This window comes from Litoribrevibacter albus, from assembly GCF_030159995.1.
Classification (GTDB): Bacteria; Pseudomonadota; Gammaproteobacteria; order Pseudomonadales; family Litoribrevibacteraceae; genus Litoribrevibacter; species Litoribrevibacter albus.
Genome location: NZ_BSNM01000016.1, coordinates 366,662 through 382,352 on the forward strand (window position 1 = coordinate 366,662; position 15,691 = coordinate 382,352).

The following is a 15,691-nucleotide window of genomic DNA, read 5'->3' on the forward strand; positions in this document are numbered from 1 at the left end:
GCACAGCCCCATTAGGCTCTTTCTGACAGGCCGTTTATGACAGGCCCGTGATGAGCGGTTCTTGATAACAGGAAGGTCGCTTTAAGCACGCAGGCTTGGTTCGCCGTTAAAAGAAATCAGGATGAGGAAAAAGAAGGACAATACAGTGAAAGCAGGAAGCTTCACCCCATGATGATACTTATTCTTGTGATCCCATCGTTTGGCGACACCATCGTTTGGCGACACCATCGTTTGGTGACATCATCGTTTGGTGACCCACAGAATAAATATCATCCTGGACTGACAGAGTTTTATGATTAGAAGTTCAGCGTTTCAGTCGCACCAGCGGCCAGAGTCACGTCAGAGGTTCCATTAAAGGTTAAAACTTCATCTACCTCAGAGTCGTCTGCATCACAGGTATAACTCAAGGTGTAATCACCCGCTTCCAGGAAGGCCGCAGTGTAGCTATAGACACCACCTTCTTCACTGAAGTTAACAGAAGCCGAACTCAAGGGTTCAGGATCGGTGCCATCCAAATCGTCAGGCGTTACACCTGCACCGGAGAACACATACACCACACCACTGTAGGTATTTGCATCAGCACACTGCGCTGCAATCACGTTAGCATCCACTTCACCCGAAATGGTGCCCACCTCGGTGTCGTCCACTAACCGCAGAGACGGTCTTAACTTGTAGTCCCCGTTTGCAAGCACCACGGATTTTCTGAGATCAAAATCGATGGTGTAATTTGCATTGCCAGATGCCGTAATGGTAAAGCCGGAATTCAGTTTCAAGCCGGATTGAGAACCGCTTGGAATATCCAGCTCATACTGAGTGCCACCAATCTGGATGTAGGAATCCATGACATTATCTTCTTCGGCATTCACCGCCAGACGTATCCAGTTATAGTTGCCGGCTTCCAATGACTGATCACTCAGTAACTCCGCAGAACTACCATTCTGTTGCGCTAACAGATCAATGGTCTTTGGTGTATCGAAGGTGATAGTAATGGACTCGCCATCAGCGGGTTTAAGTTCAACACCGGTAAATTCCACTACCACGTTCTCAGCATCATCCACAGGAGCATCGGTAACCGATAATGAAAATGAGCCTTTTTCAGAAGAGCTTGAACTGCTGCCCCCGCCACAACCGGTTACAGCTAGTGGAAGAACGGCCAACAGAGGTAAATACTTAATTGCAGACATCAACAAACTCCATACTTTAAATCTAGAAACAGTACAGATACGACCAGAAGAGGTATCCATTATTTCTTACAAGTGTTCCATACAAGTATAGTTGGTGTCGGCAGGGCCTGAGTGCAAAGAAGATAAACGCTTTTGTAACCAGCGGTTAGCTTACGGTTTCTTTATGAATTATTGTGGACAAGCTCACAATCGACCGCTTTACATCCTTTAGGACAGAGCATAAAGCGGGCAGTAAGCATTACACCAAATTTTCCAGCGGCTTTTTGGAAGGAGGTTCTTCACCTCGGAAGAAGGCTTTGATTCTCACGATGCCCGTTTTTACATCCTCCAAAATCAGATAGTGACATGGAATCAGGATCAAGGTGATAAAGGTCGCAAACAACACCCCAAAGCCTAACGAGATCGCCATTGGGATCAGGAACTGCGCCTGCGTACTGGTTTCAAACAACAGCGGCAAGAGCCCCAGGAAGGTCGTTAATGACGTCAGAATCACCGGACGGAAACGCGCCGCGCCGGATTCTCGCACAGCCATTTCAATCGGCATGCCCTCTTTGACTTTACGATTGATGAAATCCACCAGCACCAGGCTGTCATTCACCACAATGCCCACCAGCGCCATCATACCCATGATACTCATCATCGACAGATCTATGCCCATTAACCAGTGACCACCAATGGCACCGATGAAGGCAAAGGGAATCACCGACATCACAATGAACGGCTGGCTGTAGGAACCAAACGGAATGGCGAGCAAGGTATAAATCGCAAACAACACCAACGCTCCACCCCAAAGAATGGTGGTAAAGGAATCCCTTTGTTCCGCCGCTTCCCCTTCCAACGACACTTGTACGCGAGGATACTGAAGCAACAGTTCATCCAGATAACCCACTAGGTCTTCGGTAAGCAGCGTCATATTGACCGAAGTCTTGTCGATGTCAGCGATGACATTGACTGCACGGTCTTGTTCAACGTGGTAAATGGTTGAAGGCGAACGCCCCCAGGTGGCTACCGCAATATCACCAAAGCGCGTTTGATCACCACTTGGCGTGGTAATCAGCAGTTCATCCAGATCCGATAAAGAGGCCCGTTCTTCGACCGGATACCGTACCATCACTCGGATGTCGTCCCGCCCTCGCTGAATGCGTTGGGCTTCATTACCGTAAAACGCCTGGCGTACCTGTCGGGTGACGTCACTGAGTGTAAAGCCCAAGAGTTCGGCTTCGGGCAGCAAGGTAATTTGAAGTTCTTGCTTGCCATCAGAGAGGTTGTCACTGATATCAAACACCCCTTCGTAGGTCGCCAACCTGGCTTTCACCTTATCAGCCACGTCGTTTAAGGCATTAATATCCTGACTGACCAATTGAACGTCGATCGGGTCCCCCGGACGGCCGATTTCTGCCCGGAAGTTAAGCTGATCGACACCGACAATCGGGCCAATATTTTCACGCCATTCGCGAACCAAAGTGGCACTGTCTATCGACAAGGAGCGATGCTCTGGCGGCATGATCTCGAAACGTACCGCTCCGACGTGAGATTGTCCCGAAGAACTGCCCCGGGCAACTCCCTCGGTGGCTAATACGTTTTCAATAATGCTTTCCCCGGTCACAGGGTCAATGTACTTGGCTTGTAAATCAAAGGCGGCTTGCTCAATCCGGCGCACCACCTTTTGTGTTTCCACCAGCGGCGTTCCTTCTTCCATATACAGAGTGGCACGAGCCGTTTCACTTTGAATTCGCGGGAAGAACACAAACCGGGTCCACCCTTGAGAAATCAACCCAATGGTTACCACAAACACACATACAAAAGTAAACCAGGTCAAATAACGTCGGTTCAGGCAAGCATTCACCACTGGTCGATAGATATGCTGAACGAACCAGACTAAGCCATTCGCGCAGGATCGCTGAAGGCGCACCAGTAAGGGTGGTCGACTGCCATAATCTTTCAGTTGTTTGATGTGTTTTAGGTGAGCAGGAAGAATTAACTTACTTTCAAGTAAGGAGAACAGCAGCACCGGAATCACCACAAAAGCCACTTGAGCAAACAGCACACTCAACCGACCTTCAATGAAGACGAACGGTAAAAACGCCACCACCGTCGTTAAGATGCCGAAGACCACTGGCACCGACACTTCTTTGGTACCATTAATCGCAGCCGCCAGCCCGTTGGGGTCCCGACTGTAATGACTGTAAATGTTTTCACCGGTGACGATGGCATCGTCCACCACGATCCCCAACACCAGAATGAAACCAAACAAACTGAGCACGTTAACCGTTACCCCCAAATACGGCATCAAAGCAAATGCACCCATGAAGGTCACAGGGATACCGACCACCACCCAGAACGCAATGACCGGTCGTAAAAACAAGCCCAATAAGATACTGACCAGCAACGCCCCTTGCCAGGCATTGGTCAACAAGGTCTGGATGCGGGCACGAATGATCGAAGCATCATCATCCCAGATACCGATATCAATGTTCGGCGGGAAACGTTCACGATTGTCTTCGAGATACGCGTGAACAGCATCGGACACCTGAATGGCACTCTCATCACCCACACGGTAGACATTGACCACGGCCGCCAGTTTTCCATTAAAACGGGTAAAGATCGGGTCTTCTTCGAAACCGTCATCGATGGTTGCTAACTCCCCTAAAGTCAGCTCTGAGCCGTCTTCAAATCGCTTCACCACGATGCTGGAAAATTGGCCGTAATAATACGCTTGCGCCTTGGCGCGCAGTAAAATCTCACCCGACGGAGAACGAATACGACCTGCTGACAAATCAATGGATTGAGCCTGAATCACACTCGCCACATCATTCAAGGTCAATCCAAACTGACGCAACTTATGTTCAGACACCTCAATGCCGATTTCATAAGGGCGAACGCCCTCAAGGTCTGTCTGTGTCAGCTCAGGCAAGCGAACTAATTCATCCCGAACCTGACGGGCTAATTCATTCAGTTCTTTCTCATCTAGATCCCCGAACACCACCACGCTTAATACTTCCCGTTTGATCAACGGACGTTCCACGACCGGACGCTCCGCATCGGCCGGTAAGGTCGACAAGGCATCGACACGGGATTTGATATCATTCAATAGCTTCTGAGGGTCCGCCCCTGCTCGGACCTCGGCAGTTACGGTGGCCGAGCCTTCCGAAGCGCGCGAAGACAAAGACTCGATGTCCGGTAAATCGGCAATCGCCTCTTCAATCTTATTCACCACTCCGGTTTCCATGTCTTCCGGTGTTGCGGCACGATAAGCCACCGAGACATTTACCGTTTCCAGCTCAAAGGTCGGGAAGACTTCCACAGGCACCAATCGCAGCATGGTGAAAACACCCGCAATGACGATCATCAACAGGAGTAAATTCGCCGCCACATGGTTACGGGCAAACCAGGCAATCATGGCGTGACTCCTGTACCACGAATTGAGTCCTGAGAGGTATCAGGCTTCTCCGTCTTTGCCAATAGCTCGCCATCGCGTTTTATGACCGCGACTTTTGTCCCTGAAATGGCATAACTCAACGGCGAGGACACCACTTCATCATTTTCAGAAAGCTGCTCTTTCAAAGCCGAATCCAGCTCAACCACGACGACATTTTTATCCTGCCAGGCAATCTCGACGTTTTGTTTTTGCAAACGCTGATCGGTCACTTTCCACACGTACTCGCCGTCGACCAACGCCGTTCGTGGCAACACAATCACATCATGCAACTGTTTGCCCTGAATTCGAGCCACCGCATAATCACCTGGCAACAACGGCCACTGACTGTTCTCTTGCGGTTCAATCTCGGCGATCAATTGTAATTGACGGCTTTGAGCGTCCACTTCACCGCCATCCCGAACAATACGCGCCTGCCAGAGTTGACTATGATGGCCTTCACCCACTTCCAACAGCACATTATTTAATTCACTTAGCTGGGTGCCGTTTTCAATGGAACGCCAATCCAGCAACGGACGCCAGCGCGCAGAAACGGGTAAGGTAATTTCCAGACGAAGACCTGAGATTTCGGCCAATTGATAGCCAGGCGTCACATAGTGCCCAAGATCCACCGACTGACTGAGCACAAAGCCATCAAACGGTGCCTGAATTCGGGTTCGTTCCAGATCCAGTTTTGCTTTATCCAGTTGTGCTCTGGAGGAAACCAACGCCGCCTCTGCCGCCGCCAATTGCGGTTTACGCAACACCAAATCCGGCGGTTCGGACGCCTGATTTAATGTTTTGGATAATCGCTGCCAATCGCGCAACGCCTGTTCTGCCTTGGCCTTTTCTTCATCCAGCGCCAACTGCGCCTGGCGCAGATTGGCTTCGGCCAGTGTCACAGCAACCTCATAATCTCTCGGGTCAATGGTTAGTAACCAATCGCCCTGCTTAAAACGACCGCCTTTGCGTAGCTGTTCGGAAATTGCCACCACAGTCCCTGACACTTCCGCAGCCAAGGTCGATTCTGTCTGAGCTTTCACTAGCCCGCGACTGGGCATCTCTACCTGATAGGAAGACACCTTAGCCATCACAGTTTCCACCTGAATCACGGTTTCAGCCTTTGGCGGGCGTTTCTTTGCGTCCGGTTTCAACGCCACCAACGAATAGAGAATCAAGGCAGTCAATGCAATGACTAACACAGGTAACGACAAACGAATCAATTTCGACATCTAAGGTTCCTGAACAAAAACGAGTTCATCACTGGACGCCTGACTGGCTCCATCGGATGAGGCGAACACCACAAACTGACCGCCTAACGCCTGATGTAGCTGTATGCGGTTTTGAAAATAACTGGTTTCTAATTGCATCAAACGACTGGTACGCTCAAAGGCTGTGCGTTGCGACTGCAGCCAGGTATTGAGGTTATCAAGGCCCGATAGATAGCTCTCAAAGGCTTGCTGTTCGGCTTGCTTTGAGACAGCCACTGCATCTTTGGCCGTTGCCATTTGCTGAGCAATCCAGTGATCGTTATCGATGCTTTGTTCCACTTCTGAAAAGGCCGTGAGCGCTGTTTGTCGATACTCGGCAATGGCCGCTTCCAACAAATGCTGCTGGCGTTGTTCTTCATTGGCCAACTGACCGGCATTGAAGATCGGAGCCGTCAGCCCACCCAAGGCGTTCCAGATCAACTCATCGCCCCGAAGCACATCCGACAAGGTATCACTGCTGGCTCCGACACTGCCAGTCAGGGTGAATCTCGGCAAACGATTCGCACCGGCCACCAACACATTGGATTGCTGACTCATCACCGCCGCATAGGCGGCGCGAACGTCCGGTCGTTGCTCTAGCAGTCGGGATGACAAATTCGTACGCAACGTCGGTAAGTTAATCGGTAATGCATCAGGAATATCGTTCACGAGCGAAGGATACCGGCCCAACAACACCGACAGATCCCGCAATGCCTGATTTACCGTCTGTTGTCGCTCCAACACGGCGGTTTGACCATTGATCCACTCTGCCCGAGCCGAATAGACATCCAGCGCCTCTCGAACCCCGGATTTAAACCCGTCTTCGATCACATCCAGACTGTCTTTTAAACTTTTCTCCTGAGCTTTCGCCAATTGATATTGGCGCTTACTTTCGATGGCCTCAATCCAAGCCAATGCCACCTGCGCGGCCAAGGATTGTTTTGCTGATTGATAGAGAAAGGTTTGTTCCTGATAACTCATCAACGCCGCTTGTTCGCTGTCCGACAAACGCCCCCAGACATCCAGCTCCCAGCTTAAATTCAATCCCAACGAATAGTTATTCGTGGTCATTCCTGACGCGGCACGTTGACGACGGCCTTCAAAACTGGCTTCAATTTCTGGCCATAGTTTGCCCGAGGTAATTTCAGCCTGGGATCGAGCCGCCAACACACGAGAGGCAGACGCCTTAATATCCTGATTGTGAGCCAATGCTTCCTTAATCAACGAATCCAACGACTCAGACGCAATCACTTGGTGCCAGGCTTGGCTTACGCTTTGATCAGCCTCTGCGGACCACTGCTTAGGTATCTCAAACCCGGACAACGCCTCACCGCTGGTGCCGTCAGGAACCGTCTCGGACAAGGTCGAACAGGCGCCAAGCAGGCCAACAAGAGCCAATGAAATCAGAGATCTAATAGAAAAAATGACACTTAAACGTTTACGCATTGCGTTCTGCTAGTCTTTTTAAACGGCCAAATTGGAAAATGAGAATCATTCTATAGTAAAGAATTCATTCCACCACAGACATATAATTAATCAAAGCGGCTTTACCCTTCTTTATTGTAGCTTTACGCAGCAGACATAGAATTTGGATCATCACATCCGGTTATTCATAGACAGCAAAACTAGCACAAAATTTATGGCAATTTTCCTACAGCTTACTCACCACCTGATGCAAAGGGGTTGTCTATAGTTATCTCCCCACAGGGATAAATAAGGAGACATCACAATGCCAGAATCGTCGATTCCCAGTATTCAGATTCATACGCCAACCGCGTTATATCAGGGTGATCAGAACTCAGACAAGATGAACGAATGGCAACGCCATGAAGTGGAAATTCTGAGGCAGGAACGACAGCAATTGGAAAGGCGATTAAGGCAACAGGAAAGAGATTAATAAGCGGAAAGCGCTTTCAGTAAGAATCAATGAGTAAAATCAATGGGGTCAGAGTAAGTAATAAAAATATTGGCAAAGCCAGACTTTTATTCCATCACGAATGCCTATTACTCTGACCCCATTGATATAGATATTTAACGCAGAGTAATCAAGCGCAATAGCTTTCAGGCTTTACTGTTGATGCCAAAACGGCATCCCCACCGTCGGCGTACTCGGGCTGGCGGTTTGGCGCTTCAACATCAGTCCCGCTTTATACGCCAAGCGCCCGGATTCCACTGCAGCCTTAAAGGCTTGCGCCATCATCACAGGTTCCGCTGCCTTGGCAACCGCCGTGTTAAGAAGCACAGCATCAAAGCCCATTTCCAACGCTTCTGCAGCTTGTGACGGAGCACCAATACCAGCATCGATGATTAAAGGTACATGAGTAATCCGCTCACGAATACTGCGAAGATTATATTTGTTCAATAAGCCCTGACCTGTGCCAATGGGAGCACCCCAAGGCATCAAGACTTCACATCCGGCATCCAACAAGCGCTGGCAAACCACCAGATCATCGGTGCAATACGGTAAGACTTTAAAGCCCCGTTTGATTAACTCAGAAGCCGCTTCAATCAACCCATAAGGATCAGGCTGCAGATTGTAATCGTCGCCGATCACTTCCAGCTTCAACCAATCGGTTTTAAAAATCTCTCGTGACATTTCAGCCAGGGTAATGGCTTCTTTGGCGGTTTTGCATCCGGCGGTGTTCGGAAGCAGTTTCAGACCCATTTGCTGAATGTACTGCCAAATCTCATTGGCTTCACGCTGTGCTGCGGCCGCCCCTATCCCAGAACCGCCAATACCGGAGGCTGGGGCATTACTGGCCATTTGGCGACGTAGTGACAAGGTAATGATTTCGGCGCCCGATGCCTGAACCGCGTCGTGCATAATCGCAGGAGACGGATACAAGGCCGAGCCGATTAACATACGGCTGGAGAACGTTTCACCGTAGAGCGTTAATAGATCTTGTGAAGAATCCTTATCCTGATTTATAGAGCCCTGATTTATAGAGCCCTGATTTATAGAGCCCTGATTTATAGAGCCCTGAGTAATAGCGTCTTTAGTCATCATTAGCCTCCTGCAATCGGTGATAACACATCAATCTGATCGCCCGACTGAATGGCCTGTTCGGCATACAAGGAACGAGGCACAAATTCACTGTTCACGGCCACGGCAAAATCGCCTTCAAACGCCAATTCCTTCAGAAGAGACTGCAGGGTGTCTGACGATACCTGCTTGGTTTCACCGTTAACCAGAACTTCCATTCCGCTACCTTATTCTATTGCTCGTTCTCTAAAATTTAATCGACCTTGTCATCGATCTTTTATTCTGCCGTTTAATCAGTCTTTTAATCGATCTTTTAATCAGCCGATTAATCGACCAGTGCCGGATCAATCTCGGCCAACACCTGATTCACCACCACAGGGCTCAGCAAGTAACCATGACGATACAAGCCATTGGCTTGAATTAAGCCATCTTCCACGTTCACCACGGGCAAGTTATCCAGCATAGCAGGTCGACAGTTTACCGACTGCTCAACAATTCTCGCTTCCGCAAAGGCTGGGTGAACCGTATAGAGCGCACTGCTTAATTCCAGGCAGGATTGTACACTCATTGGTGACATATCGCTGCTTTCAATTTCAGTCGCACCAATCACAAAGTGATTGTTTGGCTTAGGCGCCACGTACAGTTTATATCTTGGATGCATTAAACGTATGGGGCGGTTCAACACCACATCATGACTCTCAACGTTGAGCACTTCCCCGCGCACGCCTCGAAGCCCCTCTAATTGTGGTTTGGCACCCAATCCTCGGGTATCCAATACCAAATCAAATCGGTGTGTTTGTTCTTGATCATCAATAATCAGATTAGGCTCGCAGCGGACCTTGGTTTTGGGCACCAAAGTCACATTTAAGCGTTTTAAGTCCGCCAATAAGCCATGAAGAATACGCCGATTGTTGAGATCGCCCTCAGGCTTGAGGAACAAGGCATGATCAAAGTGCGACAGTGCGGGTTCTAGTGTTCGAATACCAATGTGATTCAAAGGATCGACCAATTCTTCCAGACCTGGGCGACCATTGGCTTCTTCATTTGCCAACTTATGTTTTAAGTCGAGGTAGAACTGTTCCAGCTCCGCCTGATCCTGGGGATGCGCCACCACCAAAGACCCGGCATGGCGAAAATGCATGGTTTGATGCTGAGTCTCTTCAAGTTGCTTTAACCAACGCGGCCAAATCGCCAACGACTGCAAACCTTTGTCATAAACTTCTCTCGGGCTATGCACCAACTCACTCAAAGGAGAGATCATACCCGCCGCAGTCCAACACGCACCTCGCGGTTGTTCAAAGGTTTCGGCCTCAAAAACAGTGACCGAATAACCTGCCCGTGCCAAGCGCCAGGCACACAAACGTCCTAACAAACCGCCACCAGCGATGCCTATGTTTAATAGGGATGTGTTTAGTGAGGGTGCGTTTAATGGAGATGTGCTTACTGCGGATTCTGAACTCAAACGACTTCTACCTTGTATAAATTACGTGCAATGACGGTGATCTTGAAAAGAACGGAGATTATAAGGGAATCTAAGCCCTACTGATAAGGCCGATGTCGTATCCATTTGTTTGAATCCACGGCTTTGTTGCGAGAGGTCAAAGCCAGTACAATAGCCCTTCAGAAAACGACGACGAAAGAACGCCTTTATGATTCACCAACACAGTTCAAACATCATTCAAGCCAATTCACAGATCACGTTATCAAACGGTGCTCCGGCTGAAACGCTGGTCTTTCATAATGAGCTAACGCTGGTCATTTCAGAGCACACCCTGGCTATGTTCAAGAGCCAACAACAGGTAAACGACCCGCTGGGTAACGGCTTGATTGACAGTGTTCAGTTGGAAGGTGATTCAACACTTAAAATTGAGAATGACCGACTGATTAAGAACTATCAATCCGGCTTTGTCGGTTTGGTCGATGGCAAAGCTATTCTGATTACACCCAACGTCATTCAATTATTCCCGTCCTCGAATGACGCCCTGCGTAATCAAAATGAATTAGCACGCCTAAACCTAGGTTAATCAGGCCAATCTAAGTAATTAGTCGGCCAGAACCTTATCGAGCCCCGCTTCCAAATTGGCAACGGTAGTCTTTGGATCATGCAATTTTTCCAAGCCAAACAAACCGATGCGGAAGGTCATGAAATCATCGCGCTCACCACACTGCAAGGGCACGCCTGCCGCTGTTTGTAAGCCTGCTTCCAGGAATTTCTTACCGTTTTGCATCATCGCATCGCTGGTATAGCTCACCACCACACCCGGCGCTTTGAAGCCTTCAGCAGCAACGCTCTTGATGCCTTTGCTTTCAAGCATCGCGCGTACAGAATCACCCAGTGCTTGCTGTTCTGATTTCACACGATCGAAGCCGTATTCCTGCGTTTCCAACATGGTATCGCGGAATGCCGCCAGTGCATCGGTCGGCATAGTCGCATGATAGGCGTGACCGCCATTTTCATAGGCACGCATGATTTCCAACCACTTCTTCAAATCGCAAGCAAAGCTGGTACTGGTGGTTTCTTCCAAACGAGCAAGGGCTTTTTCGCTTAACATCACCTGTGCGGCACATGGCGATGAGCTCCAGCCTTTCTGCGGTGCGCTTAACAGTACATCCACACCCATCGCCTTCATATCAACCCACAAAGTGCCCGACGCAATGCAATCGAGAACAAACAAGCCACCCACCGAGTGAACCGCTTCGGCCACCGCTTTCAGGTAGTCGTCAGGCAGAATCATGCCCGACGCGGTTTCAACGTGTGGTGCGAACACCAGATTCGGCTTTTCCGCTTTAATGGTGGCGACCACCTCTTCAATCGGAGCAGGCGCAAAGGGTGCGTCTTTCGCATCTTCAACCTGAGCCGCTTGCAGTACGATTTCGCTGGAAGGAATATTGCCCATCTGGAAAATCTGACTCCAACGGAAACTGAACCAACCGTTTCGAATCACCAAACATTTTTGATCGGTTGCAAACTGACGCGCCACCGACTCCATTCCGAAGGTCCCGCCGCCAGGTACAACAACCACCGCTTCCGCGTTATAGACTTTCTTCATGATCGAAGAGATATCACGCATCACGCCCTGAAACTTTTGAGACATGTGGTTTAGCGCACGATCAGTAAATACAACTGAATATTCAAGCAATCCATCCGGATCGACATCAGGTAATAAGCCAGACATGGTAACAACTTCCCTTAAGATAGAATCTTTATTATGTGTACAAAAATTAATTAGCTTTACGTTAGTAAGCCTTAGATTCGAAAGCAAGACACTTTTTAGCAACTCATCAAAGAGCTAGCTTTTAACAACCGACAAGTATTAACCATTTGGTCAATTAATTAAATTCCATTAATCACAAAAAAGGCTTACTCCGATTAAGAGTAAGCCTTTTTCAAAGAGTTCGTTCTGTTCTTAATCAAGAAATTAAGGGACCTGCCTAGAACGATCTAGATGATAACCAGAGCACCTATCATCTCTCTTACAACAGCGCACCTTATAACAGTACAACATCCAAGACACTGTCATTGGCAGATTGAGCATAACCTGCCTGCTCGGATACCACCTGATCTCGTAAGCTATACGCCGCCTCAACCATGTTTTTAAGCGCTGGAATTACTTCCTCCCACTGGCGCGTTTTTAAGCCACAATCGGGATTCACCCAAAGCCGCTCGCGAGGAATGCGCTGTTCGGCTTTTTTCATCAAGCTGACAATCTGCTCTTGGGACGGAATGTTCGGCGAATGAATGTCGTACACCCCCGGCCCGATTTCGTTGGGGTATTCAAATTCATCAAACGCATCCAGCAATTCCATATCAGAACGCGAAGTTTCGATGGTGATCACATCGGCATCCATGTCTGCAATGGCCGGCATGATGTCATTGAATTCGGAATAACACATGTGGGTATGAATCTGGGTTTCATCTTGCACGCCATTCGCACAGACCTTGAATGAATGCACTGCCCAATCGAGATAACTCTGCCATTGAGATCGACGCAAGGGTAAGCCTTCACGCAGTGCCGCCTCATCAATCTGAATCACCTGAATGCCAGCCTGTTCAAGATCCAACACTTCGTCTCGAATCGCCAACGCAAGTTGCAAACAGGTGGCTTTACGCGGCTGGTCATCCCGAACAAACGACCAATTCAATATCGTCACCGGCCCGGTCAACATGCCCTTCATCGGTTTATCCGTCAACGACTGAGCAAACTTGCTCCATTCAACCGTCATTGCGTTAGGGCGATGAATATCCCCAAACAAAATCGGCGGCTTCACGCAACGGGAACCATAGGACTGAACCCAACCAAAACGACTGAACACATAGCCTTCCAACTGCTCACCAAAGTATTCCACCATGTCGTTCCGCTCGGCTTCACCGTGAACCAGCACATCCAGACCTAAAGCTTCCTGCTCTTCAACGGCACGTTGAATTTCAGCCTTCATGTGTGACTGATAGTCAGACTCGGACAGCGTACCTTGCTTATACGCCAAACGAGCCTGACGAATTTCAGTGGTTTGCGGAAAAGAACCTATGGTCGTCGTAGGATAATCCGGTAACTGAAGTACCGCGCGTTGCTTTGCAGCTCGCTCAGTATACTCCGACTGACGCTGTCCAAGTTCAGCGGTAATCCCGTCAACCGCCGCTTTCACAGCGGGATTATAAACCCGGGTCGACTGCTGACGACTTATGATGGCCCGTTGATTGTCCCGCAGTTCTTCGGTCACTGAATCTCGCCCGTGATTCAAGGCGGATTTAAGCACCTGAAGCTCCTGCAGCTTCTGTGCAGCAAAGGACAGCCACTCGCGGACTTCGGCATCCAGGGTAGCTTCTAATGACAAATCCACAGGCACATGCAGCAAGGAACAGGATGGCGCTAACCATAACCGCTCGCCCAGCTTGGCCGCTATCGGTTCCAGCCAATCCAACGTTCTGGTTAAATCCGTTTTCCAGATATTTCGACCACTGATAACCCCCAAAGACAACACCTTATGAATCGGCAACCAATCCACCAACTTCGCCACTTCATCCGGTGCACTGATCGCATCCAGATGTAAACCCGCCACAGGTAACTGACAGGCCAATTGAAGGTTGTCCTGAAGCTCACCAAAGTACGTAGTCAGCAAGAGTTTTACAGGCGCGACTTTGAGATGATGGTAGGCTTGCTCAAAGGCCAAACGCCACGCTGAATCCAGCTCGGTGACCAGGATGGGTTCATCAATCTGCACCCACTCCACACCTTCCGCCGCTAACGCCGCCAACAGTTCGGTATAAACCGGTAACAGTCGCTCTAATAAGGCCAGTCGATCCGAACCGTCTTTCGCCTTGCTCAACCAGAGATACGTCACCGGCCCTAATACCACAGGCTTAACTGAATGACTTGGCCCGTTCACCTGTTGCGCTTCTCGTACTTGAGCCAGCAGACTATCCGGGTTCAATGAGAAGGCTGTGTCAGCAGTGACTTCCGGCACGATGTAGTGGTAGTTGGTATCAAACCACTTGGTCATTTCGCCTGCATGAACACACTGACAATCGCCGTTTTGTGCACGACCACGCGCAATACGGAAATAGTTGTCGAGATCGTCGTTATTGGTATCCACACGCTCGGGCAAATTGCCCAATAACGCACTGGTATCCAGCACATGATCGTAGAGCGAGAAATCCCCCACCGGGATCAAATCGCATCCGCTCTGATGCTGCCAATTTTGCTCACGCAAGGTGTGCGCTGTTGCGAGTAATTCTGTTCGGGAGGAGTCGCCCGTCCAATAAGATTCCAGTTGAAACTTGAGTTCCCGTTTACGGCCAATTCGGGGAAATCCGAGAGAATGTATCCTTGCCATGTTGCTGCCCTTTTCGTCATGAGAGTTGAAACGTTGAAAGCATCTTAGAGCAGCCAATCCATGAAAAATAATGGTAAATTTTCAACAATCCATTAATATTTCTCATAAATAGCCCCAAGCCTCTTTAGGAAACCTCATGATTGAACGCAGCCATCTAAAGATATTAAGAGAAGTGGATCGACACGGTTCATTAACCGCTGCCGCCAACGAATTGTTCCTGACTCAATCGGCACTCAGCCACACCATGCGAAAGCTGGAATCTCAACTGGGTACACCGCTGTGGATAAAAGAAGGCCGACATCTGCAATTGACTCAGGCCGGGCGATACTTACTGAAAGAGGCCAAACGCTTACTGCCGCAACTGGAACGACTGGATGAGACCCTGTTGCAGTACGCCCAAGGTGACAAAGGCGTGTTACGGATTGGCATGGAATGCCACCCTTGTTATCAATGGCTGTTGAAGGTCGTCAAACCCTTCTTGGCCGACTGGCCCAGCGTCGATGTAGACGTCAAACAGAAGTTCCAGTTTGGCGGCATGGCCGCGCTGTTCAATCATGACATCGATATCCTGGTGACGCCGGACCCCATTGAAAAAGACGGCATTCGCTTCTCTCCGGTCTTCGACTATGAGCAAGTACTGGTGGTGCATCAGGATCACCCCTATGCACAAAAAAATTATGTACAACCCAAAGACCTGGCTAATCAGGTGCTCTACACCTACCCGGTAGATGCCGCCCGACTGGATATCTTCCAGCTCTTTTTATTCCCGGCTATGTGCTCACCGAAACAACACAAGATGATTGAAGCCACAGAAATGATGTTGCAAATGGTCGCAGCCAATCGCGGCGTTGCCACTTTGCCCAAATGGCTGGTTGAAGAATATCAAACCAGCCTGCCAATTCAGGCGGTTCGATTAGGGAAGGACGGCATTCAAAAACAGATCCACCTAGGCATACGCAGTAACGAAGAACCAAATGCCTTTACCCAGGCGTTTTTTGAATTGGCCACAGGCGTGGAACTTTAGGAT

13 protein-coding genes are annotated in these 15,691 nt (G+C 49.3%); 4 read left to right on the plus strand and 9 right to left on the minus strand.

Annotation, left to right across the window (positions count from 1 at the left end; genetic code table 11):
• Window positions 1-168: 168 nt before the first annotated feature.
• Window positions 169-300 carry a hypothetical protein gene (locus tag QQL66_RS16385; RefSeq protein WP_284382878.1) on the plus strand — a complete coding sequence of 44 codons (132 nt, stop codon included), beginning with the start codon at window positions 169-171 and terminating at the stop codon, window positions 298-300.
• On the opposite strand, the gene QQL66_RS16390 is transcribed toward QQL66_RS16385, so the two are convergent.
• The 4 genes from QQL66_RS16390 to QQL66_RS16405 all read right to left on the minus strand — a co-directional run bounded on the left by QQL66_RS16390 (window position 297) and on the right by QQL66_RS16405 (window position 7,295).
• On the minus strand, window positions 297-1,184 hold the full coding sequence (locus tag QQL66_RS16390; protein ID WP_284382879.1) for a DUF4382 domain-containing protein: 888 nt from the start codon (window positions 1,182-1,184) through the stop codon (window positions 297-299). The genes QQL66_RS16385 and QQL66_RS16390 overlap by 4 nt on opposite strands.
• Window positions 1,185-1,422: 238 nt before the next feature.
• Window positions 1,423-4,584, minus strand: coding sequence for an efflux RND transporter permease subunit (locus tag QQL66_RS16395; RefSeq protein ID WP_284382880.1), 3,162 nt, complete (start codon window positions 4,582-4,584; stop codon window positions 1,423-1,425).
• Window positions 4,581-5,831 (minus strand): efflux RND transporter periplasmic adaptor subunit, encoded by a 1,251-nt coding sequence (locus QQL66_RS16400; RefSeq protein WP_284382881.1) that lies wholly within the window; start codon window positions 5,829-5,831, stop codon window positions 4,581-4,583. The genes QQL66_RS16395 and QQL66_RS16400 overlap by 4 nt, the downstream gene beginning before the upstream one ends.
• Window positions 5,832-7,295 carry an efflux transporter outer membrane subunit gene (locus tag QQL66_RS16405; RefSeq protein ID WP_284382882.1) on the minus strand — a complete coding sequence of 488 codons (1,464 nt, stop codon included), beginning with the start codon at window positions 7,293-7,295 and terminating at the stop codon, window positions 5,832-5,834.
• Between the two features lie 283 nt (window positions 7,296-7,578).
• Between QQL66_RS16405 and QQL66_RS16410 the strand changes: the two genes are divergently transcribed.
• A complete protein-coding gene (locus QQL66_RS16410) occupies window positions 7,579-7,746 on the plus strand; it encodes a hypothetical protein (protein ID WP_284382883.1) in 168 nt (55 codons plus the stop codon).
• A 171-nt stretch (window positions 7,747-7,917) separates the two neighbouring features.
• On the opposite strand, the gene QQL66_RS16415 is transcribed toward QQL66_RS16410, so the two are convergent.
• The 3 genes from QQL66_RS16415 to QQL66_RS16425 all read right to left on the minus strand — a co-directional run bounded on the left by QQL66_RS16415 (window position 7,918) and on the right by QQL66_RS16425 (window position 10,294).
• Entirely contained in the window at window positions 7,918-8,712 is a 795-nt protein-coding gene (locus QQL66_RS16415) for a thiazole synthase (protein ID WP_431356926.1), read from the minus strand.
• Between the two features lie 143 nt (window positions 8,713-8,855).
• Window positions 8,856-9,050 carry a sulfur carrier protein ThiS gene (gene thiS, locus QQL66_RS16420; protein ID WP_284382886.1) on the minus strand — a complete coding sequence of 65 codons (195 nt, stop codon included), beginning with the start codon at window positions 9,048-9,050 and terminating at the stop codon, window positions 8,856-8,858.
• A gap of 107 nt (window positions 9,051-9,157) precedes the next feature.
• Window positions 9,158-10,294: an FAD-dependent oxidoreductase gene (locus QQL66_RS16425; protein WP_284382887.1), complete on the minus strand. Its 1,137-nt coding sequence runs from the start codon at window positions 10,292-10,294 to the stop codon at window positions 9,158-9,160.
• Window positions 10,295-10,481: 187 nt separating this feature from the next.
• Here QQL66_RS16425 and QQL66_RS16430 point away from each other — a divergent pair, with 187 nt between their 5' ends.
• On the plus strand, window positions 10,482-10,856 hold the full coding sequence (locus QQL66_RS16430; RefSeq protein WP_284382889.1) for a hypothetical protein: 375 nt from the start codon (window positions 10,482-10,484) through the stop codon (window positions 10,854-10,856).
• A gap of 18 nt (window positions 10,857-10,874) precedes the next feature.
• On the opposite strand, the gene QQL66_RS16435 is transcribed toward QQL66_RS16430, so the two are convergent.
• Window positions 10,875-12,008 carry an aminotransferase class V-fold PLP-dependent enzyme gene (locus QQL66_RS16435; RefSeq protein ID WP_284382890.1) on the minus strand — a complete coding sequence of 378 codons (1,134 nt, stop codon included), beginning with the start codon at window positions 12,006-12,008 and terminating at the stop codon, window positions 10,875-10,877.
• Window positions 12,009-12,321: 313 nt separating this feature from the next.
• Window positions 12,322-14,664, minus strand: coding sequence for a 5-methyltetrahydropteroyltriglutamate--homocysteine S-methyltransferase (metE, locus tag QQL66_RS16440; protein ID WP_284382891.1), 2,343 nt, complete (start codon window positions 14,662-14,664; stop codon window positions 12,322-12,324).
• A gap of 136 nt (window positions 14,665-14,800) precedes the next feature.
• Between metE and QQL66_RS16445 the strand changes: the two genes are divergently transcribed.
• Window positions 14,801-15,688 (plus strand): LysR family transcriptional regulator, encoded by an 888-nt coding sequence (locus QQL66_RS16445; RefSeq protein ID WP_284382892.1) that lies wholly within the window; start codon window positions 14,801-14,803, stop codon window positions 15,686-15,688.
• Window positions 15,689-15,691: the final 3 nt, after the last annotated feature.

Excerpts from the sequence above, each read along its gene's own strand:
- QQL66_RS16385 (WP_284382878.1), top strand. The coding sequence starts at position 169 with ATGATGATACTTATTCTTGTGATCCCATCGTTTGGCGACACCATCGTT.
- QQL66_RS16390 (WP_284382879.1), bottom strand. The coding sequence starts at position 1,184 with ATGTCTGCAATTAAGTATTTACCTCTGTTGGCCGTTCTTCCACTAGCT.
- QQL66_RS16395 (WP_284382880.1), bottom strand. The coding sequence starts at position 4,584 with ATGATTGCCTGGTTTGCCCGTAACCATGTGGCGGCGAATTTACTCCTG.
- QQL66_RS16400 (WP_284382881.1), bottom strand. The coding sequence starts at position 5,831 with ATGTCGAAATTGATTCGTTTGTCGTTACCTGTGTTAGTCATTGCATTG.
- QQL66_RS16405 (WP_284382882.1), bottom strand. The coding sequence starts at position 7,295 with ATGCGTAAACGTTTAAGTGTCATTTTTTCTATTAGATCTCTGATTTCA.
- QQL66_RS16410 (WP_284382883.1), top strand. The coding sequence starts at position 7,579 with ATGCCAGAATCGTCGATTCCCAGTATTCAGATTCATACGCCAACCGCG.
- QQL66_RS16415 (WP_431356926.1), bottom strand. The coding sequence starts at position 8,712 with ATGTTAATCGGCTCGGCCTTGTATCCGTCTCCTGCGATTATGCACGAC.
- thiS (WP_284382886.1), bottom strand. The coding sequence starts at position 9,050 with ATGGAAGTTCTGGTTAACGGTGAAACCAAGCAGGTATCGTCAGACACC.
- QQL66_RS16430 (WP_284382889.1), top strand. The coding sequence starts at position 10,482 with ATGATTCACCAACACAGTTCAAACATCATTCAAGCCAATTCACAGATC.
- QQL66_RS16435 (WP_284382890.1), bottom strand. The coding sequence starts at position 12,008 with ATGTCTGGCTTATTACCTGATGTCGATCCGGATGGATTGCTTGAATAT.
- metE (WP_284382891.1), bottom strand. The coding sequence starts at position 14,664 with ATGGCAAGGATACATTCTCTCGGATTTCCCCGAATTGGCCGTAAACGG.
- QQL66_RS16445 (WP_284382892.1), top strand. The coding sequence starts at position 14,801 with ATGATTGAACGCAGCCATCTAAAGATATTAAGAGAAGTGGATCGACAC.